The 20386-nt window shown below is 67.6% G+C and carries 16 protein-coding genes; 9 read left to right on the forward strand and 7 right to left on the reverse strand.

The window, feature by feature from the left end:
* The first annotated feature begins 149 nt into the window (after positions 1 to 149).
* A complete protein-coding gene (locus tag GC150_10045; protein ID MBI1385240.1) occupies positions 150 to 2141 on the forward strand; it encodes an EAL domain-containing protein in 1992 nt (663 codons plus the stop codon).
* Positions 2142 to 2172: 31 nt separating this feature from the next.
* On the opposite strand, the gene phaR is transcribed toward GC150_10045, so the two are convergent.
* A complete protein-coding gene (gene phaR / locus GC150_10050) occupies positions 2173 to 2907 on the reverse strand; it encodes a polyhydroxyalkanoate synthesis repressor PhaR (protein ID MBI1385241.1) in 735 nt (244 codons plus the stop codon).
* Between the two features lie 286 nt (positions 2908 to 3193).
* Between phaR and GC150_10055 the strand changes: the two genes are divergently transcribed.
* Positions 3194 to 4378, forward strand: coding sequence for an acetyl-CoA C-acyltransferase (locus tag GC150_10055; GenBank protein ID MBI1385242.1), 1185 nt, complete (start codon positions 3194 to 3196; stop codon positions 4376 to 4378).
* Positions 4379 to 4423: 45 nt separating this feature from the next.
* Positions 4424 to 5149 carry an acetoacetyl-CoA reductase gene (gene phbB, locus GC150_10060; protein ID MBI1385243.1) on the forward strand — a complete coding sequence of 242 codons (726 nt, stop codon included), beginning with the start codon at positions 4424 to 4426 and terminating at the stop codon, positions 5147 to 5149.
* Between the two features lie 99 nt (positions 5150 to 5248).
* Here phbB and GC150_10065 read toward each other — a convergent pair whose 3' ends face one another.
* Together GC150_10065 and GC150_10070 are read right to left on the reverse strand one after the other, a co-directional pair.
* Positions 5249 to 5653 carry a hypothetical protein gene (locus GC150_10065; protein ID MBI1385244.1) on the reverse strand — a complete coding sequence of 135 codons (405 nt, stop codon included), beginning with the start codon at positions 5651 to 5653 and terminating at the stop codon, positions 5249 to 5251.
* A 29-nt stretch (positions 5654 to 5682) separates the two neighbouring features.
* Positions 5683 to 6453, reverse strand: coding sequence for a redoxin family protein (locus GC150_10070; GenBank protein ID MBI1385245.1), 771 nt, complete (start codon positions 6451 to 6453; stop codon positions 5683 to 5685).
* Positions 6454 to 6470: 17 nt separating this feature from the next.
* Here GC150_10070 and argH point away from each other — a divergent pair, with 17 nt between their 5' ends.
* The 4 genes from argH to GC150_10090 all read left to right on the forward strand — a co-directional run bounded on the left by argH (position 6471) and on the right by GC150_10090 (position 12599).
* Positions 6471 to 7955, forward strand: coding sequence for an argininosuccinate lyase (gene argH / locus GC150_10075; protein ID MBI1385246.1), 1485 nt, complete (start codon positions 6471 to 6473; stop codon positions 7953 to 7955).
* Positions 7956 to 8055: 100 nt separating this feature from the next.
* Positions 8056 to 8238 (forward strand): hypothetical protein, encoded by a 183-nt coding sequence (locus tag GC150_10080; protein ID MBI1385247.1) that lies wholly within the window; start codon positions 8056 to 8058, stop codon positions 8236 to 8238.
* Between the two features lie 173 nt (positions 8239 to 8411).
* On the forward strand, positions 8412 to 9686 hold the full coding sequence (lysA, locus tag GC150_10085) for a diaminopimelate decarboxylase (protein ID MBI1385248.1): 1275 nt from the start codon (positions 8412 to 8414) through the stop codon (positions 9684 to 9686).
* A 162-nt stretch (positions 9687 to 9848) separates the two neighbouring features.
* Complete coding sequence (locus GC150_10090; protein MBI1385249.1) at positions 9849 to 12599, forward strand: DUF4175 family protein; 2751 nt, start codon at positions 9849 to 9851, stop codon at positions 12597 to 12599.
* A gap of 48 nt (positions 12600 to 12647) precedes the next feature.
* Here the strand turns inward: GC150_10090 and GC150_10095 are convergent, their stop codons facing one another.
* Entirely contained in the window at positions 12648 to 14273 is a 1626-nt protein-coding gene (locus tag GC150_10095) for a hypothetical protein (protein MBI1385250.1), read from the reverse strand.
* Positions 14274 to 14463: 190 nt separating this feature from the next.
* Here GC150_10095 and GC150_10100 point away from each other — a divergent pair, with 190 nt between their 5' ends.
* Complete coding sequence (locus GC150_10100; GenBank protein MBI1385251.1) at positions 14464 to 15570, forward strand: hypothetical protein; 1107 nt, start codon at positions 14464 to 14466, stop codon at positions 15568 to 15570.
* A 71-nt stretch (positions 15571 to 15641) separates the two neighbouring features.
* Here GC150_10100 and GC150_10105 read toward each other — a convergent pair whose 3' ends face one another.
* From GC150_10105 to GC150_10115, 3 genes are all read right to left on the reverse strand, one after another.
* Positions 15642 to 16616, reverse strand: a complete 975-nt coding sequence (locus GC150_10105; GenBank protein ID MBI1385252.1) for a hypothetical protein — start codon at positions 16614 to 16616, stop codon at positions 15642 to 15644.
* Positions 16617 to 16794: 178 nt separating this feature from the next.
* Positions 16795 to 17370 carry a hypoxanthine phosphoribosyltransferase gene (gene hpt / locus GC150_10110; protein MBI1385253.1) on the reverse strand — a complete coding sequence of 192 codons (576 nt, stop codon included), beginning with the start codon at positions 17368 to 17370 and terminating at the stop codon, positions 16795 to 16797.
* Positions 17371 to 17459: 89 nt separating this feature from the next.
* Positions 17460 to 19412, reverse strand: coding sequence for a DUF3426 domain-containing protein (locus tag GC150_10115; GenBank protein ID MBI1385254.1), 1953 nt, complete (start codon positions 19410 to 19412; stop codon positions 17460 to 17462).
* A 219-nt stretch (positions 19413 to 19631) separates the two neighbouring features.
* On the opposite strand from GC150_10115, the gene ftsE reads away from it, so the two are divergent.
* The gene (ftsE, locus tag GC150_10120) at positions 19632 to 20288 is read left to right on the forward strand and encodes a cell division ATP-binding protein FtsE (protein ID MBI1385255.1); all 657 of its coding nucleotides are present in this window, start codon (positions 19632 to 19634) and stop codon (positions 20286 to 20288) included.
* Positions 20289 to 20386 lie beyond the last annotated feature (98 nt).

Below are 20386 nucleotides of genomic sequence, written 5' to 3' on the forward strand. Positions count from 1 at the left end.
TCGTCGCCGGAACGGCTTTCACGATTTCGAACGATGTGACAGGGGCCGTGGCAGCAGTCGCGGCCCTCGCATTTTCGAAACGGGATGCTGCCCATTGCTGCCAGGGCTCACTAGCTGCTTCTTAACCACCCCCCGCTTATGATGCCGGCATGAATGGTGCGTCGCGGCGGTTGCCTGCGCCGACAAGGGCCGGGCGCGGATCGTCCCCAGCGCGGCCCCGGCGTCGGTTCGTCCGAAAAGAGGCGCGCACGCGCCGAACGGTCGCGCACGCCAACCACGGCATCGGCGAAGGTGAGCCCGCTCGCATGGCAATCGATCGACTTCAATCGCCGCGCGCCGCTGCACCGGTGGCAGCCGCCAGCGCTCAGCAGACGTTTGCCCCGGCGCGGGACGAGACATCACCGATCGCGCAATGCCGGCCCCTCGACATCGGCGCCATCCTGCAATCGGTTCGCGAGACGGCCTACCGATGGGACATCGAGAGCGACCGGATCGTCTGGGCGACCAACGCGAGCGCGGTGCTCGGAGTCGATGCAGCGGCCAATCTGGCGACCGGCCAGGCACTCCACGCGCACATCGCCAGCGAACACGCCGGCGCCCACCACGAGGCGGTGACGAGGGCCCGCGCGAGCAGCGAGGCAGCCGGTGAGGCCACGGCCTATCGCTTCCAGATCCGATTCATGCCGCGCGGCCGTCGGCTGCACGACGAGATCTGGCTCGAGGACCAGGGCATGGCGTTCCGCGATGCGCACGGCCGCGTGGTGGAAGCAGCCGGCCTCATGCGGGTGATCGACGAACGGCGCGAGGACGAGCGACGGCATGGCGCGCTCGACGAGCGCGATCCTCTCACCGGACTGCTCAACGGGGCGCGGCTCAACGAGGCGCTCGGGTCGCTCATCGCGGAGGCGAGCGCAACCGGCAAGCCAGCGGCCTTCCTCATGATGGCCATCGACAATCTCGGCGCGATCAACGAGACCTTCGGCTTTTCTGCCGGCGATCACACGATCGCGGAGGTCGGACGCCGGATCGCCTCGCGCCTCAGGGCCGGCGATGCGGCCGGACGCTTTTCAGGCAACAAGCTCGGCGTGATCGTTCACGACTGCAACCTCTCGGCCATGCGCACGGTCGCCGAGCGTCTCATCGATGCCGTCCGCTCGACGCCGATCGAGGGGCCCGAGTGCCGGATCGTGGCTTCGGCGAGCGTGGGGGGCGTGATCCTGCCCGACTCGGCTTCGAATACGTCGGACGCGTTCGGGCACGCGCTGCATGCCTTGCACGGCGCCCAGCGCGGCGGCAAGAACACGTTCCGCGCCTACGTGCAGGGCGAGGCGCTCGAGCGCCAGCGATCGCGCAATGCCCGCGTCGCCGACGATCTCGTCGAGGCGGTGGAGAAGCAGCGGATGCGCCTCGCGCTGCAGCCGATCGTGTCGACCCGATCGCTGCAGCCGATCTTCTATGAATGCCTCCTGCGGATGGATCGCGACGACGGGACGACGATCTCGGCCGGCGCCCTGATGCCGATCGCCGAGCAGCTCGGCCTCTCTCGCCTCGTCGACCGGCACGTGCTCGAACTCGCGCTCGCCGAATTGCGCGCCGATCCCTCGATCGTCGTCTCGGTCAACGTCTCGGGCCTCACCGCCGTCGATCACGACTGGATTCTGGCGCTCGATCGGGAAACGTCGGGCGACCGGCAGATCACCAGCCGTCTCATCGTCGAAATCACCGAAACCGTCGCCATCGAGGACGTCGACAAGTCGATCGCCTTCGTCGACACGCTGAAAGAGCTGGGCTGTCGTGTCGCCATCGACGACTTCGGAGCCGGCTACACCTCGTTCCGCAATCTCAAGCTGCTCGGCGTCGACATGGTGAAGATCGACGGCTCGTTCATCGCCGGTCTCGCCAAGGCGCCGGAGGATCGCGTGTTCGTCGAAAAGCTCGCCGAGCTGGCGCAGCATTTCGGTGTCGAAACGGTGGCTGAGTGGGTCAGCGACGATGTGACCGCGCGCATGCTGACCGAGGTCGGCATCGATTACCTGCAGGGCTTCCACTTCGGCCGTCCGGTGCTCTGCAGACCTGGGTTCTCGGTTCGCGAAGCGGTCGAAGCGGGGACCGCCGAACCCGAGGTGCTGGCGGCGTCCTGAGCGACGGCGCGGTGGATGTCGGCGGCCCTGTTCAATCCTCGAGCCGGTCGAGCTTCTTCTGGATGGCGGCGAGCTGGTCGCGCAATGCTTTCAGCTCCTCGCTCGTGTCCGGGTCGCTCTTGGGCGACGGCTGTTCGCGCGATGCCTGACGGGACTGTGCAGCGGGGCGTGCGGCGGCGGCCGGCCGGGGGGCCGCTTCCTCGCGAACGGGCTCTGGCTGCGGCGTGGAGCCCGGGGCGAGCGGCGCGCCGAACGCGCTGAAGACCGAAAATGCCTTCTCGAACATCTCGAGGTTCTGCTGGGCCTGACGCTGGAAGGCCTCGATGGGCATGGCCGACAGCATCGGATTGGTCGCCACCGCCGAGCCGAATTGCTCGCGAAAGCGCTGCTGCTCGCGCGACAGGGTCGCCATCGAGATCTCTAGATAACGCGGGACCATTTTTTCCATGCTGTCGCCGTAGAAGCGGATCAGCTGGCGCAGGAAGTTGATCGGGAGCAACGTCTCGCCACGGCTTTCCTGGTCGAGGATGATCTGGGTCAACACACTGTGGGTGAGGTCGTCGCCCGTCTTGGCGTCGACGACCTCGAACTCGCGCTCGGCGCGGACCATCTCCGCCAGATCGTCGAGCGTGACGTAGGCGCTCGTCTCGGTGTTGTAGAGCCGCCGGTTGGCGTACTTCTTGATCCGCACGGGGCCGTCTTGACGGCCGGTGGACTTGGTCGACTTGCTCACCGCGGCCTCTCCCGATCGGGGAGACCGCCGCATGCCGCGCGGCCTCCTTTCGCATCGCAATATCAATAGCACAGTCATCGGTAATCGAAAGGCGATTGTCGCACGAACGTCATCGCGGGGCACGGGTCGCGTGCGTGTGCGGGCGACCGGGTCCATGCGGCGAGTGCGTCGGAGGTCTCGATTGCAGTGCGCAGTGCAGCATGGTTTATTCGCGCCAAGTGCGGTTCCGGGGCTCCGAGCCTCCACCGCGCCTCGCCGTCAACACCAGCCGACCCCGCCAGCGGTCCCCCCAGCGGTCGCCGGGCTCAGGAGGAGTTCCATGAGCAGCAGCTCGAACATCGTCATCGCCAGCGCCGCCCGCACACCGGTCGGCTCGTTCAACGGTTCACTCGCCAGCCTCTCGGCCCACGCCCTCGGGGCAACCGCCATCAAGGGTGCGCTCGAGCGCGCCGGCGTCGATGCCAAGGAGGTCGACGAAGTCATCATGGGGCAGATCCTGTCGGCCGGTCAGGGGCAGAACCCCGCCCGCCAGGCCGCCATGGCGGCGGGCTGTCCGCAGGAAACGACCGCCTGGGGCCTCAACCAGCTGTGCGGCTCGGGACTTCGGGCCGTTGCCATCGGCATGCAGCAGATCGCGACGGGCGATGCGCGCATCATCGTGGCGGGCGGCCAGGAGTCGATGTCCATGGCGCCGCATGTCGCGCACCTGCGTGAGGGCACCAAGATGGGTGACCTCAAGATGGTCGACACGATGATCAAGGACGGCCTCACGGATGCGTTCTTCGGCTATCACATGGGTAACACCGCCGAGAACGTCGCCAAGCGCTGGCAGCTGACCCGCGACGAACAGGACGCCTTTGCCGTCGCCTCGCAGAACAAGGCCGAAGCCGCCCAGAAGGCCGGGCGCTTCAAGGACGAAATCGTGCCGGTGACCGTCAAGACCCGCAAGGGCGACGTCGTCGTAGAGAACGACGAATACATCCGCCACGGCGCGACGCTCGACAGTCTCACCAAGCTCAGGGCGGTGTTCGACAAGGACGGAACGGTCACGGCAGGCAATGCCTCGGGGATCAACGACGGGGCGGCCGCGGTCGTGCTGATGACAGAAGCGGAAGCGGCCAAGCGCGGCATCGCGCCGCTCGCGCGCATCGTCTCCTGGGCAACCGCCGGCGTCGATCCGCAGATCATGGGAACGGGTCCGATCCCGGCCTCGCGCAAGGCGCTCGAGAAGGCGGGATGGAAAATCGGGGACCTCGACCTCGTCGAGGCCAACGAGGCATTCGCGGCCCAGGCCTGCGCCGTCAACAAGGACCTCGGCTGGAGCACCGACATCGTCAACGTCAACGGTGGCGCGATCGCCATCGGTCATCCGATCGGGGCCTCGGGCGCGCGCATCCTCAATACCCTCCTCTTCGAGATGAAGCGGCGCGGCGCCAAGAAGGGTCTCGCCACGCTGTGCATCGGCGGCGGCATGGGCGTCGCGATGTGCGTCGAGGCGATGTAGGCAGCCCCGGCGTCGCGGACAACGGATCTCAAGGGAGCGGAATAAATGTCGAGAGTTGCACTGGTCACAGGCGGATCGCGCGGCATCGGAGCGGCGATCTCCAAGGCGCTGAAGGCGGCGGGCTGCAAGGTCGCCGCCAACTACGCCGGAAACGACGAGGCCGCCAAGGCCTTCACCGCGGAAACCGGCATCAAGACCTACAAGTGGTCGGTCGCCGATTACGGCGCCTGCGTCGAGGGAATAAAAAAAGTGGAGGCCGACCTCGGCCCCATCGAGGTGCTCGTCAACAACGCCGGCATCACGCGCGATGCGCCGTTCCATCGCATGACGGCGGAACAGTGGAACGAGGTCATCAACACCAACCTCAATGGCCTCTTCAACATGACGCACCCGATCTGGCCCGGCATGCGGGACCGCAAGTTCGGGCGCATCATCAACATCTCCTCGATCAACGGACAAAAGGGCCAGTTCGCGCAGGCGAATTACGCGGCCTCCAAGGCCGGCGACCTCGGCTTCACGCGCTCGCTCGCCCAGGAAGGCGCACGGGCCGGCATCACCGTCAACGCGGTCTGCCCCGGCTACATCGCGACGGACATGGTGATGGCGGTGCCGGAGAAGGTCCGCGAGGGGATCATCGCGCAGATTCCGGTCGGGCGGCTCGGCGAGGTCGACGAGATCGCGCGCTGCGTGGTCTTCCTCGCTTCCGACGATGCCGGTTTCATCACCGGCTCGACGATCTCGGCGAACGGCGGACAGTATCTGGCGAGCTGACGACGCGGCGACCGGCGGCGCGTGCGCCAACGAACGGATAGCGAGGGCCGGTGGTTGCTCCACCGGCCCTCATTGCGTTGCCAGACATGGCGGCAGGGCTCAGCGCGACCGGCCGAACCAGCGACCGGCGAGCCAGGCGGGGATCAGGATCGCCGGTACGGTCGCCGCAACGAACCACGCCGGATGGGGAATCGCGACGATCGTCGCACCGGCGGCGGCGAGCATGACGGCGCCGACCACCCAGGCCGGCAGGGCGGCCTTGGAAACACCGGCGGCGAGCGCCCCGCCGACGAACGACGCCACGGACCAGGCGACCAGCACCGAAACGACCGCGCCGAGCGGGAGCGATGCGATCAGGCGATCGAGGTCGGCGGGATTGGACAGGTCGAAGCCCGCAGGCAGCGGAAAGAGCGTGTGCCCCACCCACTCGCCGAAGGCGACAAGAATGAAGGCAACCGCAACGCCAGCCAGAACCGCCAGGAAACCGAGCATTCGTTGCGACACCGTGGGTCCTCCCAGTCCGTCCCCATGCCTCAGGCGCCGCCACCGAGAGCAATTGCGGCCTTCAGCAGGGCCTGCGCCTCGGCATCGTCCCACTCCGCGGGCCCGACCAGACGGCCGAGTTCGAAGCCGTCGCGGCCGACCAGGATCGTGGTCGGCATGCCATAGGCCCCGACCGCCTTGGCGAGCTTTCCGGTCTCGTCGTGGTAAAGCTTCAATGCCTCTGCGCCGACGCGGGCGAGGAAGGCGGCCGGCTTTTCCGGAGGGCCGCGATCGATGCTCACCGCGACCACCTCGAACGCCTCGCCGCCGAGCGCCTTCTGAAGACGGTCGAGGCTCGGCATCTCGTGCAGACAGGGTGCGCACCAGGTGGCCCAGACGTTCACCAGGACGACCCGGCCCTTCCAATCGGCGAGGGTCACGGGCGCGCCTTCGCCATCGCGGAACGCGACCGCGCCGAGATCGTTCGGCACGCGGCTCGCGACGAATTTGACCATGCCGCCTTTGAGCAATGGCTTGAAGTGATCGGCCATGGCGGGGGTGCCGGCACGCGGCGCGCCGGCCTCTGAGACGGACGCCGCGGCGGTGGTCGGCGCGGTCGTTGCCCGAGGCGCGGTCACGGGGGGCGCGGCGAGGGAGGCGGCCAGTGTCACGGGCGCCTCGGCGCCTGGCGCCGACACGGCATCATTGTCGCCACCCCGCAAACTCACGTATACCGCCGCATAGCCAGCAACCGCGGCCGCTGCCGCAACCGCAAGCATGCCGAACAGGCGCCGTGCGCCACTTGGCGATGTTTGCGTCATCCGATCGAGCCTCCAGCATGAGCGCAGAGAAGTCTTCCGGCAAGAAATCGGCCGTCGCCGCTGCGAAGGCAAGCCCCGACCACTCCGGAAATGGTCGTCCGGCCGCCAGCAACAGCATGTGGGGCGGGCGTTTCGAAGGCGGTCCGGCCGCGATCATGATGGAAATCAACGCGTCCGTCGGCTTCGACAAGCGGCTTGCGCCCCAGGACATCGCCGGCTCCATCGCGCACGCACGCATGCTCGCCAGAGTGGGTGTGCTGAGCGGCGCGGAAGCCGACGCCATCGTCGCCGGTCTCGAGCAGATCCGGGGCGAAATCGCCGAGGGCCGCTTCCAGTTCAAACGCGAGCTGGAAGACGTGCACATGAACGTCGAAAGCCGGCTTGCCGAGATCATCGGGCCAGACGCCGGCCGGCTGCACACCGCCCGCTCGCGCAACGATCAGGTCGCGACCGACTTCAAGCTCTACATCCGCGACGCCATCGACCAGATCGACGCGGGCCTCGGCGACCTGCAGCAGGCGCTCTGTGAGAAGGCGTTGGCGCATGCCGATACGGTCATGCCCGGCTATACCCACCTGCAGACGGCCCAGCCGGTCACCTTCGGTCATCACTGCCTCGCGTACGTCGAAATGCTGGCACGGGACCGGGGGCGGTTCGGCGATGCGCGCCGGCGGCTCAACGAGTGCCCTCTCGGCTCGGCGGCGCTCGCCGGCACGTCGTTCCCGATCGACCGGGAGATGACCGCCGAGGCGCTCAGCTTTTCGCGGCCGACGGCGAACTCGCTCGATGCCGTCGCCGATCGCGACTTCGCGCTCGAGACACTCGCGGCGGCGACGATCGCGGGCATTCATCTGTCGCGCCTCGCCGAGGAAATCGTGATCTGGTCGAGTTCCGAGTTCCGCTTCATCCGGCTGTCGGATGCCTTCACGACCGGCTCCTCGATCATGCCGCAAAAGCGCAATCCGGACGCCGCCGAACTGGTTCGGGCCAAAGCCGGGCGGGTCGCAGCCAGTTTCCAGGGCCTCGTGATGGTCATGAAGGGCTTGCCGCTCGCCTATTCCAAGGACATGCAGGAGGACAAGGAAGCCACGTTCGAGGCGCTCGACAACTTCGCGCTGATGGTCGCGGCGAGCGCCGGCATGGCGCGCGACTTGGAGCCAGACGTGGCGGCCATGAAGGCGAGCGCGGCGCGCGGTTTCTCGACCGCCACGGACCTCGCCGACTGGTTGGTGCGCGAGGCAGGGGTGCCGTTCCGCCAGGCCCATCACATCACGGGACGGGCGGTCGCGGCCGCCGAGTCGGCCGGCTGCCGGCTGGATGAACTGGCGCTCGAGGCCCTCCAGACAATAGACCCACGCATCGACGAGCGGGTGTTCGGCGTGCTGACGGTCGCGGCGTCCGTCGCCAGCCGCACGAGCTATGGTGGAACCGCGCCACAGAACGTGCGCAAAATGGCGCGAGACTGGCTCGATCGGCTGGCGGGCGGAGCGGTGAGCGGTTAAGGGGATGATGGGGCGAGGCGCGTGATGGCGTCAACGATCCCAAGGTTTCGCGGGCGTTGCCCCCGGTGACGATGGCGAGCGGAGAAGCGAGAGAGCGAGGCTGACGGTGGCAATCCGGCGGATCAGCACGGTCGTGGCGCTTGCGTTGATCGCGAGCTTGGCGGCCTGTGGCGTAAAGGGTCCGCTCGAGCCGCCGGCTGGCGTCCAGAACGAATCCGCACCGCCCGACCAGTCCGGCACCAAGCCGCACCGGCCCTTCATCCTGGACGGTCTGCTGCAATAACGGCCGCCCGGTCCCGATCCGACGTGCTCCAGCAGCAGTGCGGGTCCACGCTCCCCCAAACAAATCAGCAATTCCGTCCGGCCTCTTTTTGCCCGATAGAAGCGACGCGGGATGCCGCCAGACTATGGTCCGGGCTCCGCGCCATCCGGCTCCTTCGCCTTCCGGGTCTCGACATGCACCACTTCCAATACCGCGACGGACGGCTCCATGCCGAGGATGTCGCGCTCGACACCATCGCTGACGCGGTCGGAACGCCCTTCTACTGCTATTCGACGGCGACGCTTCTGCGCCATCTCGAGGTATTCCGGCAGGCCGTCGCCGACCTCGATGCGCTCGTCTGCTACTCGGTCAAAGCGAACTCGAACCTCGCCGTGCTGCGCACCCTGGTCGCGGCCGGCGCGGGTATGGACGTCGTCTCGGAAGGCGAACTCATTCGCGCGCTCAAGGCCGGCGCTGCGCCCGAACGGATCATCTTCGCGGGTGTCGGCAAGCGGCGTTCGGAAATGGCGCTCGCGATCGAAGCCGACATCCACAGCTTCAACGTCGAATCGGAGGCCGAACTCAGGGCGCTAGCCAAGGTCGCCAGCGATCTCGGGCGCACGGCGCGGATCGCGCTCAGGGTCAACCCGGACGTCGACCCCAAGACCCACAAGAAGATCGCCACCGGCGGGGCCGAAACCAAGTTCGGCGTGCCCTACGGCGACGCGAGGCGCCTCTACCGGCTGGCGAGCGAGCTCGAGGGCATCGAGGTGGCCGGCGTCCACATGCACATCGGCAGTCAACTGACCGACCTCGCGCCATTCCGGGCCGCCTTTCGGCTGATGCGCGAGCTGATCCTGACATTGCGCGCGGACGGCCATGCAATCCGCCATGCCGACCTCGGTGGCGGCCTTGGCGTACCGTATGTTACAGGAAACGTCGTGCCGCCGCACCCCAGCGAGTATGGGGCGATCGTACGCGAGACGCTCGGTGATCTCGGGCTGCAGCTGGCGTTCGAGCCGGGCCGGATGATCGCCGCCAATGCAGGGATACTGGTCACCGAAGTGATCTTCACCAAGCCGGCTGCCGGCAAGTGCTTCGTGATCGTCGATGCGGCGATGAACGACCTCGTTCGCCCGACGCTCTACGACGCCCACCATGAAATCCTGCCGCTCGACGCAGCCAAGCTCGATCAGGCGAATGTGATCACGGATCTCGTCGGACCGGTCTGCGAGACCGGCGACTATTTGGCGCTCGGGCGGGCCATGCCAGCGATGGCGGCCGGCGAACGGCTGGCGGTGATGTCGGCGGGGGCCTACGGCGCGGTGCAGGCGGGCACGTACAACAGCCGCCCGCTGGTGCCGGAAGTTCTGGTCGACGGGGACCGCTGGGCCGTGGTGCGCCGGCGGCCGAGCCACGAGGAAATGCTCGAGTTGGAGAGTTTGCCGGATTGGCTCGAACGAGGCTGACCGGGCGCCGGGGCGATCATTTTCCAGCGAGCCGCATGACGCCAGCGTGGACAGGAACGTCGCGCGGGGCCACCATAGAAAGGTCCGAATGGCGCCCCAATGGCGTAACGTGGTCTTCGGCGCGACCGGCGCGGCGCCGCAACGGGAGCAGCAACAGAGACGATGGCCGAACATTTCCAGCAGGCCGAACGGGACCCTGACCTCGCCGGCCTCGAGCGCAAGATCCGGCTGAGCAAGTGGGCGCTCTTTTACGAGCAGCTCTGGCCGAGGCTGTGGCTGCCGATCGGCGTGTTGCTCGTGTTCGCCCTGGTGACGCTCGGTGGGCTCTGGAGCCTCATGGGCGGGGCGGCGCACCAGGCGCTGCTCGTCGGGTTCGCCGTGCTCGGGCTGGCCGCGCTGGTGCCTTTGATCCGCATGCGCTGGCCGGATAGGGCCGCCGCCATCGCGCGGCTCGAGCAGCACTCGGGGCTCGCTCACCGGCCGATCACCTCCTATGAGGACGAGATCAGCCCGGCGACGACCGGGACGCGCTCGAGCCTCCTCTGGCAGGCGCATCGCACGCGGCTCAAGGCCATGTTCGCGCGCCTGCGGGTCGCGCCTCCGCGCCCTCGGGTCGACCGCTACGACCCCTTTGCCCTGCGTGCGCTGCTGGTTCTGGCGACCGGCTTCGTCGCCCTCGTCGCGGGTGACGCCGCGCGGGACCGGCTCGCGGATGCGGGTCGGGTGGCGCCGACGCCCGCCGGCGTCGAAGCGCGGCTCGATGCCTGGGTGACGCCACCGGTCTATACCGCATCGCCACCGACCATGCTCATCGACGGCTCGGTGCGGGTCGCCACGCTCGAGCAGGGCGAGCACGCCGCCGATCTCGTCCGGGTGCCGGAAGGAAGCGTGCTGATCGTGCGGGCGATCGGCGGCGACCACGGCGCCTACCGCATGCAGATGCGGACAGGCGACGTCCGCGAGAACGTCACCATCGCTCCCAAGGGGTTGGAGGCGGCGGGCGAGGCAAGCGGCTCGGCGCCGGCGAACGGGGAGGGCGAAAAGCCCGCGGCGAGCACGCGATCACCGGCCCGCGACCTCACGGAATACGAGGTCAAACTCATGGCCGACGCCAGCGTCGTGATCTCGCATGGTGAGAGCGCGGTGCAGACATGGCGCTTCGTCGTCACGCCGGACGAACCGCCGACGATCGATCTCAAGGATCTGCCGCAGGTCAGCGCACGCGGCGCACTGCGGCTCAGCTATTATGGCAAGGACGACTACGGCATCGTCTCGGCCGAGGCCAATTTCGCGCTGAGCGACGAGGACGCGCCGAAAGTGCTGCCGGAGGGCTCCGAGCCTCTCTACGGTCAGCCGCCGCGCATGCAGCTCCGGCTGCCGAAGGCCAACCCCAAGGAGATCGACGGCACGGCCTTCCAGGATCTGACCGCGCACCCCTGGGCCGGACTGGGGGTGGCATTGTCGCTGGAAGCTCGCGATCAGGCGGGTAAGGTCGGGCGCAGCGGCGAGCACGCGCTCAAGATGCCGATGCGCCGTTTCACGAAGCCGCTGGCAAAGGCCGTGGTCGAGCAACGGCGCAATCTGTTCCTGGCACCAGACCGCCATCAGCGCGTCGCCGACGCCATCGATGCCCTGCTCATCGCGCCCGACAAGTTCACCGAAGACCTCGTCGTCTATCTGGCGCTGCGGACCGCATCCAAGCGGCTCCGCATCACCGCGCTTCCGGCGCCGCTCGAAGGCGGGCTCGGCAGTGACGCCGAGACGCTGGAGGCTTGGCGCGAGCGGCGTCAGGAACACTACGTGACGCTACGCAGCGTGGTCGATCAACTCTGGCAGGTGGCGCTCAGGATCGAGGACGGCGACCTTTCGGATGCCGAGCGAGCCTTGCGCCAGGCGCAGGAAAACCTGATGCAGGCGCTCGCCGATGGCGCTTCCGACGAGGAGATCGAGCAGCGCATGGCGGAACTGCGCGAGGCGCTGAACAACTTCCTCGAGCAGCTCGCACGTCAGGCCCACGAAAACCCCGATGGTCTGCCGCAGATGCCGCCACAGGGCAGCCAATCACTGTCCCAGCAGGACCTCCAGAAAATGCTGGACGACATCCAGCGGCTCTCGGAGAGCGGCTCACGCGATGCCGCCCAGCAGCTCCTCAGCCAACTGCGGGAAATGCTCGAGCAGCTGCAGGCGAACCGTGGCGGCCAGCAACAGCAGGGCCAGGGCAGCCAAGCGATGCAGATGCTGGAGCAGTTCGGCAATCTCATCCAGGAGCAGCAGCGCCTGCTCGACGACACGTTCCGGGCGCAGCAGGGCCAGGGGCGCGAGGGCCGAGAGGGCAACCAACGGGGCCAGCAGCGCGGGCAGGGCCAGCGCGGCCAGGGCCAGGGCGAGCGCGGCCAGCCGGGCGACCGTGGCCAACCGCAGGGTGAGGGCGAAGGCGAAGGGTTGGAACCCGGTGGCCTCGCCGAGCGGCAGGCGGAGTTGCGCCGACAATTGCAGCAACTGCTCGAGCAGATGCAAGGACTCGGTGCGGAGACGCCGGGCGCGCTCAACGGTGCCGAGCAGGCGATGCGCGATGCCGAGCAGGCGCTCGGCGGTGCGGATCTGCCCGGCGCGACGGATCAGGAGCAGATGGCGCTCGAGCGTCTGCGCGACGGGGCCCAGGAACTCGCCGAGCAGATCCTCGAGCAGATGCAGGGCCAAAATGGCACCGCCAATTCCGACACGGGTCGCGACCCGCTCGGGCGCCCGCAAGGGGCGCGCGGGCCGACACTCGGCGACAGCGTCAAGGTGCCGGACGAGATCGACGTGCAGAAGGCGCGCCGCATTCTCGAGGAATTGCGCCGCCGCCTCAGCGAGCCGACCCGCCCACCGATCGAACTCGACTATCTCGAACGCCTGCTGAAGCGGTTCTGAGAGTTCGGCGGGCGGCCGGGCAATCGTCAGGCCGAACAGCGCAAGCTCCTACCAGCTGGCAAGAGCACCGATCTCGTCGACCACGACATCGGTGTGGCGATAGAGGAGGGATTGGCCGGCGCCCTCGACGATGCGGCAACTGGCGCCCTCGTGCCCGCGGCACCAATCCTCGGCGAGGACGCGCGGCAAGGCGAAATGGCGGTCGCCCTGCAGGAAGCGCAGCGGCACCCGGCCACGCAGGCTCTCGGCCGCCGCGCTCCAGTCCGAGTACCAGAGCAATACGAGTTGGACGAGCCTTGCGCAGTCGGCATAGGCGAAACGGTAGTTGGCGATGATGATCTCGCGGAGCCGGGGATCGGCGAACTCGGCGATCGCATTGGTGTCGTCGCCATGGAGGAGTTCGATCACGTAGTCGGTCGCGGTTTTTCCTCTCGCCATGACGCGCTGGATGAGGCGCAGCGCGACCTCGCTCGAGAAGGGATGGCTGCGGGCCGTCGCAAAGAGCGTCGTGGCGCCGCGCGGCAGGAGATCCGCGGGCACCTCCCGGGCCGGCACCGTCGTGTCGATCGCCAGGACACCTGCAACGCGCCCCTGCTCGGCGGCGGCGAGATGGGCCGCGATTATTCCTCCTTCCCGGTGGCCGGCGGCGATGCAGCGAGCGATGCCGAGCGCGGCGAGCAGATCGCGATAGGCCGCGACGTGGCGGGCGATGAACGCGGCACTGTCGCGCGCGGCGACGTTCTCGAGCGGGAGCGGGGCGATCACCCGAAGGCCTGCCGCCGCGAACATCGCCATCCTTTCCGCGCCGATGGCGGGGTCCGTGGAGGCGTGGATCATCAGCACCGGCCGGCCGGCCTGCGCGCCATACTCGCGAAAGGCGATCTCGGCACCGCTCGCGAGCCGAACCGTGCGCACGCCCTCGCCCCGCAATTGCGAACGCGCCTCGATGCTGAGTGCCGCGATGGTGGAGATCAATTCGCTCTGGCTCGCCGCATTCGTCTTGCGCAGGATCTGCTTGAGCTGCGTGCGCACGGTGTCGATGGAGCGCCCGCGCCCCTCGGCGATCTCGCGCGCCTTGAGGCCCTGGTAGAGGCCCCTGACCAGTTCGACCTCCGTCTCCGTGAGGGAGAACGTCTCGGCAAGGCGCGCCTCGAGGCGCTCGTGCCAGGGCTGGCCGATGAGACGCACGAGGAGGAGGAGGCCGCCCTCACCCGAATAGGGCTCGATGGCGGCGAGCTGAGAGCGCCCGTCGGAGGTGATCGGCACGATCTGGGCCGCCCGACCAAGCGTGGAAGATAATGTACGGATCGCGGCGCGCACCGCCATCTGCACATCTCGGTCGAGGTCCTCTGAGAAGACGTCCGCGCCCGTCTCGAGCGAGAACAGCCGGGCCATCGGCTCGGTGATCGCAACGACACGGCCGGATGCATTGACCAGCATGGCGCCGGCCGGATGCTGCTGGCACAGATCGCCGACCAGCCCCTGGAGATCGTCCTCGGATCGCAGGAGGCCGGCAAGCTGCGTCATCATGCCGGCATTGCCGGAGCCGGAGGCGGCACCGCCCGGGGCGCCGCGCAGGAGGCGCTCGAGGCCGAGCACGGCCCGCAACGCATGGCCCAAGCCATCGGAGCGCTCGTCCTGCACGTCTGTTGCCCTCCCTCCTGCACTTCCCATGGATTGCGTGCGAGGCGGCCCGCATCGAGGTCGCCTCCAGCGCTCTCCGTCATCCTACCCCATGGATCGCCTCACTCCGTATACCCCATGTGGGGTATGCGCGGTCTCGCGCGTTCAGTCAGCAATCGAACGTGACCGTCGCAAGGTCACGCGGTCGCACACATAGAGGACTGAACAAAGGGAGGGTAAAATGAGTTGGCGCATTTTCGCGGGCGCGCTCGAAGCCAGGGATGCGGAGGGCATCGCCACCCTTGCCCACGTGGCATGCTCCAGGCCGCACGACAACGGGATGTGCCTTGCCCGTCTCCCAAAGCCAGCGACGTTGTTCATCGCGGCATTGATCGGGGGAATGGCCTTCGGTACGTCCATGCCCGCCTATGCCGGGCCAAAAGTCGAGACCGAAGTCTGCATGCATACCAGCGACTTTGCGAACGCCGGTACCGATGGCGACATATACGTCACGCTCTCCGGTGTATCGGGAGCGACGACCAAGAAGTTCGAAGTGGCCACCGGCAGCGATGACTTCCAACGGAACGAGTGGACCTGTTTCAAGCAATCGAATCAGGGTGGAGACTCGATCGAGGATGTCGGTCCCGTTGTGGTGGCCAAGGTCGAAACCTCGACCGACGACGATTATTGCATGAGCAGAATGTATGTCGCACGCTGGAGCGGGAACACTGTGCTTTCGAACAGTGTTTTTTTGTCAGACAATGACTACCGGGCATGCTTTGGCGACGACAGCGATTGGGGTTCGGTCAGAGAGAGAACGTTTAACGTCCAGAACCTCTCGCATTCGGGTGATGCGGCCTTGGTTGCAAAGGGGTCTTGGGTCCTCGTCGACAGATACACGGGACCGGGTGAGACGACCTTCGAAATGCAGCACAGTACGACCACGAGCAATTCAACCACAAATACGAAGGCTTGGTCGGTTGCCGTAGCGGTCGGTGTTACTGTGAAGTCGTCCTTCGCTGAAGCCTCGACCACGGTTACCGCCACGCGCGAGACATCAGAGGCGATCACCACCGCGCAGGAAATTGGGAAATCCGTGACCATTTCGCGAAACTGCAAGGTTCCTGGCGGCGGCAATGCGAACCTCGCCCTCTACCAGTGGACCCTGCAAATTCCGAATCATGTCCGCGGCGAAACCACGGTTCGATCCAATGCAGCCGTCTGTGCGGTAAATGCACCGGCGGGAAGCTGGACACCCAAATGCCAGCCCGGCTGTTTCGATCCGAGCGACGCTTCGCAACAGACCTGCCTCACGACATCCGACGAATGTCGCGTCCACGTCAGGTGAGATTTCTCCGATCTCTTGGCATAAAGCTCCGTCGGCCGGCGGCACGTCCGCCGGCCTCAGACCTCGCCCCCTCAATAGAGTTTCATGCCGTAGGTGATGGCGATGCCCTGGCCGGAGACGGCATTCCTCTCCTCCAGTGAGCGCAGGCCCTTGATCTTGAGGGAGCCGGCAAGCTCCGGCAGATCGATGGCGATGACCGGGCCGAGGCTGAGACCATCGGTGCGCCTGCCGTCCGGCGGCACGCGGAAGCCAAAGGCGCGGTCGTCCTCGATCTGCTTGCCGTAGAGGCCGGCGATGCCGATTTGCAGGCGGCCGAAGTGCTCCGTCAACGCGAAGTCGACCGTCACATTGTCGCCCGTGCGGTAGCCCGTCGCCTCGTTGGTGCGGTAGTTGTTCCAGTAGACCTTGGCGCTCAATTCCGTACCCTCGCCGAAAATGGCGGGTGTGGTGTAGGTCGCCGCCAGCATCGGCGCAACATCCCAGACATTGTTGCCTGCCGAAACGCCAAAGGTCGCATAGTCGACCGGGTCGTACTGGCCGGCCGGGATGACGAGGCCGAGGCCGATCTGCAGCGCGAGGCCCTCGGCAATCGGATAGGCGGTCGGCTCGGCGGAGGGGCGCAAGGTTCCGAAGAAGCGCGACCAGTTCACCTCGACGTAGGGGTCACCCCAGCCGTACGTGCACTTCCTCGGCAGGAAGACACTGAGCGTGCCGCACTCGCGAGCCCGGGAAACCGAGCCGAGGAGGCCGAAGCGGCCGCCCAGAACCTCGAAATCGGGAACGTAGAGAACGGCGAGCGCGGCGACCCCGCCATCGATCGAAAGCCCGTCCAGCAGGGGCACGAAACGGCCAGCGCCGTCGTAGAAATCCTCCGTCTGGCTGAAGGCGGCGATACCGGCGGCATAGAGACCCGGGGGCGGAAGCAAGGCCGATCCGAGGTCCGAGCCACCAGCGACGCCCGCTGCGCTGCTGCCTTCCGCCGCGAGGCAGGGAGCGATCGACGACGAAATCATCAATGCCGCGAGGGCCAGGCGTGAAACGAACATGGGCGGCCTCACAACGCGGAACGGATACGAGCACGCAGGTCGATCGTGAAGTGATGCACACTGAGCATCGGGGGCCAAGGGAATTGGCCGGCCGGATTATCCGAAATTCGAAAAATGATGTTCCGCCGCGTCCCGACAGCCACAGGCCGGGCACCATGCCTGCGACGATCGCTGGCGCTCAGCCACTCGCCCGCTCGACAATGCGGCCGACGAAGGGGAGTTCCCGGTAGCGGTTGGCGAGGTCCATGCCGTAGCCGACGACGAAGACATCGGGGCACGCAAAGGCGCGGTGGTCCGCCTCGATGGCACCGGCGCGCGGCACGGGCTTGTCCAGAAGCACGCACGTGCGCACGCAGCGGGCGCCGCGCGCCAGGATGTGACCGCGCGCGAAGGCGAGGGTGCGGCCCGACTCGAGAATGTCGTCGATGATGAGCACGTCGCGCCCTGCTACGTCCCGCTCGATATCGCGCAGCACCTTGACCCGGCCGCTCGAGACCGTTGCGTCGTGATAGCTCTGTAGTGTGAGAAAATCGACCTCCGGAGCCATGCCGGCGCGATGCAGTGCGCGCAGCAGATCAGCCGCGAAAACGAAGCTGCCCTTGAGGATCGCGACCACCACCAGATCGTCGAGGCCGGAACGGGCGATCTCGCCCGCCAGGCCCTCGATCCGCTCGGAAATCCGCTCCGCGCTGAATATCGTCTCGACCACGCGCCGCTCGTCCAGAACCAGCAAGGCGGCTCCTCCATCGATCATGCCCAGAATCCGAGCCGCCGACATACAGCCTAAACGCGCCGCTGGGAACGTACCCGTGAAGCGGCCGGGGCACGCAAGGCGAGCCGCCGTCAACCGGCCGGAGAAAGTCGCACATCGACGCTGCGGGCAATGCCCGGTGGCACGGGAATTCGCATTGCGAACGGAACGCCCTTCCCGGCCGGTATGGTGAGGTTTTCCAGACGCTGGGTCCAACTCGAGACCTGGTTACCGGACTCGTCGCGGACCAGGAATTCCAGCGTCGGACTGACGATCGGCGCCTCGGTGACGTTGACGAGGCGGCCCTGCACGACAGCGACGCCCGTGTTCACGGCGCGGTGCCAGTTCACCTTCAAGGCCCCGATCCGCAATTCCTCAGCGGGCAAGGCGAGTTGACCGACGGCAGCGTAGAACTTGCGCATGCCCGGAAACCGCTCCGAAACCTCATCCGGATAGAGGGCGATGACGGTGCCGGCACCGCCCGCGACAGCCAGGAGCAAGAGCCAACCGAGCGTCAGGGCGATGAGGGCGAGCGGCGAGCGGCGCGAAACCGAGCGACCGGTCTTGCCAAGGATGCGGGCGTTGGCGCCGAAGTCCTCATCGACCTCGAAGTCGCCACCGAAGGGCGGGCCTTCCAACTCGGGGTCGGACGGATATTCGCCCTCGTAGCGCCGGTTGCCGTCGCCAACGTCGGCGTGCGGTCCGGCCGGAGCGCGGGCCGAGGGGCGACCGTCGATGTCATCGAGCGACGGTTCACCGGGCTCGATCGGCTCGTGCCATCGCGCGGCGCGGCCAGTGCGCGCGCTCGGGGCGGCCCTCGCGTGCTGGTCAGTCAAACGCGCCGGGACGATATCGGATGGGGAGAGACCAGCGTCCGACCGTCCCGATCGGGGGCGGTCGTCGTCGTGTTCCTCGAGGTCGGGGTCGTCATCTTCGTGGTGGACGGGGAAACCGTTCGCTCGCGCCTGCACGGCGCGGGCATTGGCGGCGCGCTCGGCGAGCCGTGGGCCGCGGGGCCGCTCGAAGCGCGGAGCCACGGGAGCTTCGCCCGCATCCGGTTCCGGCCAATCGTCTCCTGTCCGATCGTCCGGCTCGTCGCTGAAATCCTCGTCGTGATCCTCGCGGGACTCCGGGCCGGCCAGAGAGGGCCGTGGCGGCGCCGGTCGCGGGCCGGGCCGGGGTGGTGACGCTCTGCCTTCGTCCGGGCCATGCCGAACGGCAGCGACGGGGCCGACCGGAGCCGCGGGAGCCGGGGTTTCGCCAGAAGGAGGCGGACCGGCGGCTGGTTGCGCGCTGGCGGCCCGGGGGGCCGGCGGTGGCGCCGCGGCGGGTTGGCCTTCGGACTCTCGAAGGGCCAAGCGGGGCTGGTCCGGTGCCGGCTGCGGCGGCGACTTGCGGGCTGGAGCGGGCGGTGCCTCATCGATGGCAGCGGCGGCCCTGGGGGCCGGCGGCGATGGAGGGGCCGGCGGGGTGCGATCGCTGCCGGCGGCCTCGCCGGTCAGCTGAGAGGGCTCGACCGAAGGCGCGCCGACAGCCGGCGCGACGGTCGCGGTGACACCCGCTTCGGGCGAAGGCGCGGCCTTTGGAGACACGGGCGCCGGTGGCGCGGGCGGCGCCGAAGTGGTCACGACCGGCGAGGGCGCGTCCTGCACCTGGCGAGTTGCATCGACATTCGACGGCGCTTCGTTCCTGCCCACAGCGTCGGCGCCGGCCGGCGCGCTCGCTTCTTGCCCGGCGTCTTCGCCGGGGTACTCGCCCTTGCCTCGCGCACTGGTGTCGGTCGGCTGGCGCGGCTCGGGCTCACCGGAAGTGGCGGTCGCGGGCCGATCGTCGGTTCCAGCACGTGCGCCAGCGTCATCCCCGGAAGCCGATGCCGGCGCTTGGTTTTTCGGCGCGACGGGTGCTGTCGGCGGGGTTTCACCCGGCGCGAATGGAATGGGCTTCCAGACGTGCGCACACTCGGTGCAGCGGACTTTGCGCCCGACCAGCGCGTCGGCGCTCTCCACCTCGTACTGCACGCTGCAGCTCGGACACTCGATCAGCATTGTCTCGTTCTACCATCCACTCCGATCGCTCATAAAATAACCAAGAAATTGGAACGACAAAGGCGAAATGCCGGAAAAGCGATTCGTCGCGCCGCCCGGCCCGGCGAAAGAGCGGGCGGGATCGGGTCAGCGGATCGATTGAACCGGAAGAGCGGCTCGCACATAAGGGTGCCGGACGTCGGGCTGGGCAAGCTCGCCCGCCAGCAACGAGGTGGACCGTTGATCCGATTGCAGAACGTCGGGCTGCGCTATGGCCGGGGGCCGCACATCCTCAGGGATGTCGACTTCCACCTGCTGCCCGGCTCCTTCCATTTCCCCACCGGCCCGTCCGGGGCCGGCAAGACGACGATCCTCAGGCTGCTGTTCATGTCGCTGCAGCCGACGGTCGGGTCGGTGCACCTGTTCGACACCAACGTCTCGCGCGTGACGCCCGCAAAGCGCGCGCAACTGCGCCGTCGCATCGGGATCGTGTTCCAGGATTTCCGACTGCTCGACCATCTGACGACCTGGGAGAACGTGGCGCTGCCGCTGCGGGTCGTCGGAAAACGGGTCAGCGAATACCGCGAGGATGTCACCGACCTCTTGCAGTGGGTGGGCCTCGGCGACAGGATGCATGCCTATCCGGCGGTCCTTTCGGGTGGCGAGAAGCAGCGCGCCGCCATCGCGCGAGCGGTGATCGCCAAGCCGGAGCTGCTGCTCGCCGACGAGCCGACCGGCAACGTCGACCCGCAGATGGCGCGCAGGTTGTTGCGACTGTTCGTCGAGCTCAACCGGCTCGGCACGTCCGTCATCATCGCAACGCACGACTATCAGCTCATGCGCCAATTCAAGGCGCCGCGATTGGAGTTGCACGAGGGCCATGTCCGAATCATCTGACCGCCGGATTCCGCCACCCCGTCCCGTGCCGCCACGGTCTCCCGGAACGCGCCCGGCGAACGAACCCGAAGCCGTGCCGATCGAGCCCACCGTCATCA

It is taken from the genome of Hyphomicrobiales bacterium (assembly GCA_016125495.1).
Taxonomy (GTDB): domain Bacteria; phylum Pseudomonadota; class Alphaproteobacteria; order Rhizobiales; family RI-29; genus RI-29.

What these genes read in the sequence shown, in the direction of transcription:
- GC150_10090 (MBI1385249.1), top strand. Translation starts at nt 9,849, where the DNA reads ATGGCCGAACATTTCCAGCAGGCCGAACGGGACCCTGACCTCGCCGGC.
- argH (MBI1385246.1), top strand. Translation starts at nt 6,471, where the DNA reads ATGAGCGCAGAGAAGTCTTCCGGCAAGAAATCGGCCGTCGCCGCTGCG.
- phaR (MBI1385241.1), bottom strand. Translation starts at nt 2,907, where the DNA reads ATGCGGCGGTCTCCCCGATCGGGAGAGGCCGCGGTGAGCAAGTCGACC.
- GC150_10055 (MBI1385242.1), top strand. Translation starts at nt 3,194, where the DNA reads ATGAGCAGCAGCTCGAACATCGTCATCGCCAGCGCCGCCCGCACACCG.
- GC150_10095 (MBI1385250.1), bottom strand. Translation starts at nt 14,273, where the DNA reads ATGGGAAGTGCAGGAGGGAGGGCAACAGACGTGCAGGACGAGCGCTCC.
- GC150_10045 (MBI1385240.1), top strand. Translation starts at nt 150, where the DNA reads ATGAATGGTGCGTCGCGGCGGTTGCCTGCGCCGACAAGGGCCGGGCGC.
- GC150_10115 (MBI1385254.1), bottom strand. Translation starts at nt 19,412, where the DNA reads ATGCTGATCGAGTGTCCGAGCTGCAGCGTGCAGTACGAGGTGGAGAGC.
- GC150_10100 (MBI1385251.1), top strand. Translation starts at nt 14,464, where the DNA reads ATGAGTTGGCGCATTTTCGCGGGCGCGCTCGAAGCCAGGGATGCGGAG.
- lysA (MBI1385248.1), top strand. Translation starts at nt 8,412, where the DNA reads ATGCACCACTTCCAATACCGCGACGGACGGCTCCATGCCGAGGATGTC.
- GC150_10070 (MBI1385245.1), bottom strand. Translation starts at nt 6,453, where the DNA reads ATGACGCAAACATCGCCAAGTGGCGCACGGCGCCTGTTCGGCATGCTT.
- phbB (MBI1385243.1), top strand. Translation starts at nt 4,424, where the DNA reads ATGTCGAGAGTTGCACTGGTCACAGGCGGATCGCGCGGCATCGGAGCG.
- GC150_10105 (MBI1385252.1), bottom strand. Translation starts at nt 16,616, where the DNA reads ATGTTCGTTTCACGCCTGGCCCTCGCGGCATTGATGATTTCGTCGTCG.
- hpt (MBI1385253.1), bottom strand. Translation starts at nt 17,370, where the DNA reads ATGATCGATGGAGGAGCCGCCTTGCTGGTTCTGGACGAGCGGCGCGTG.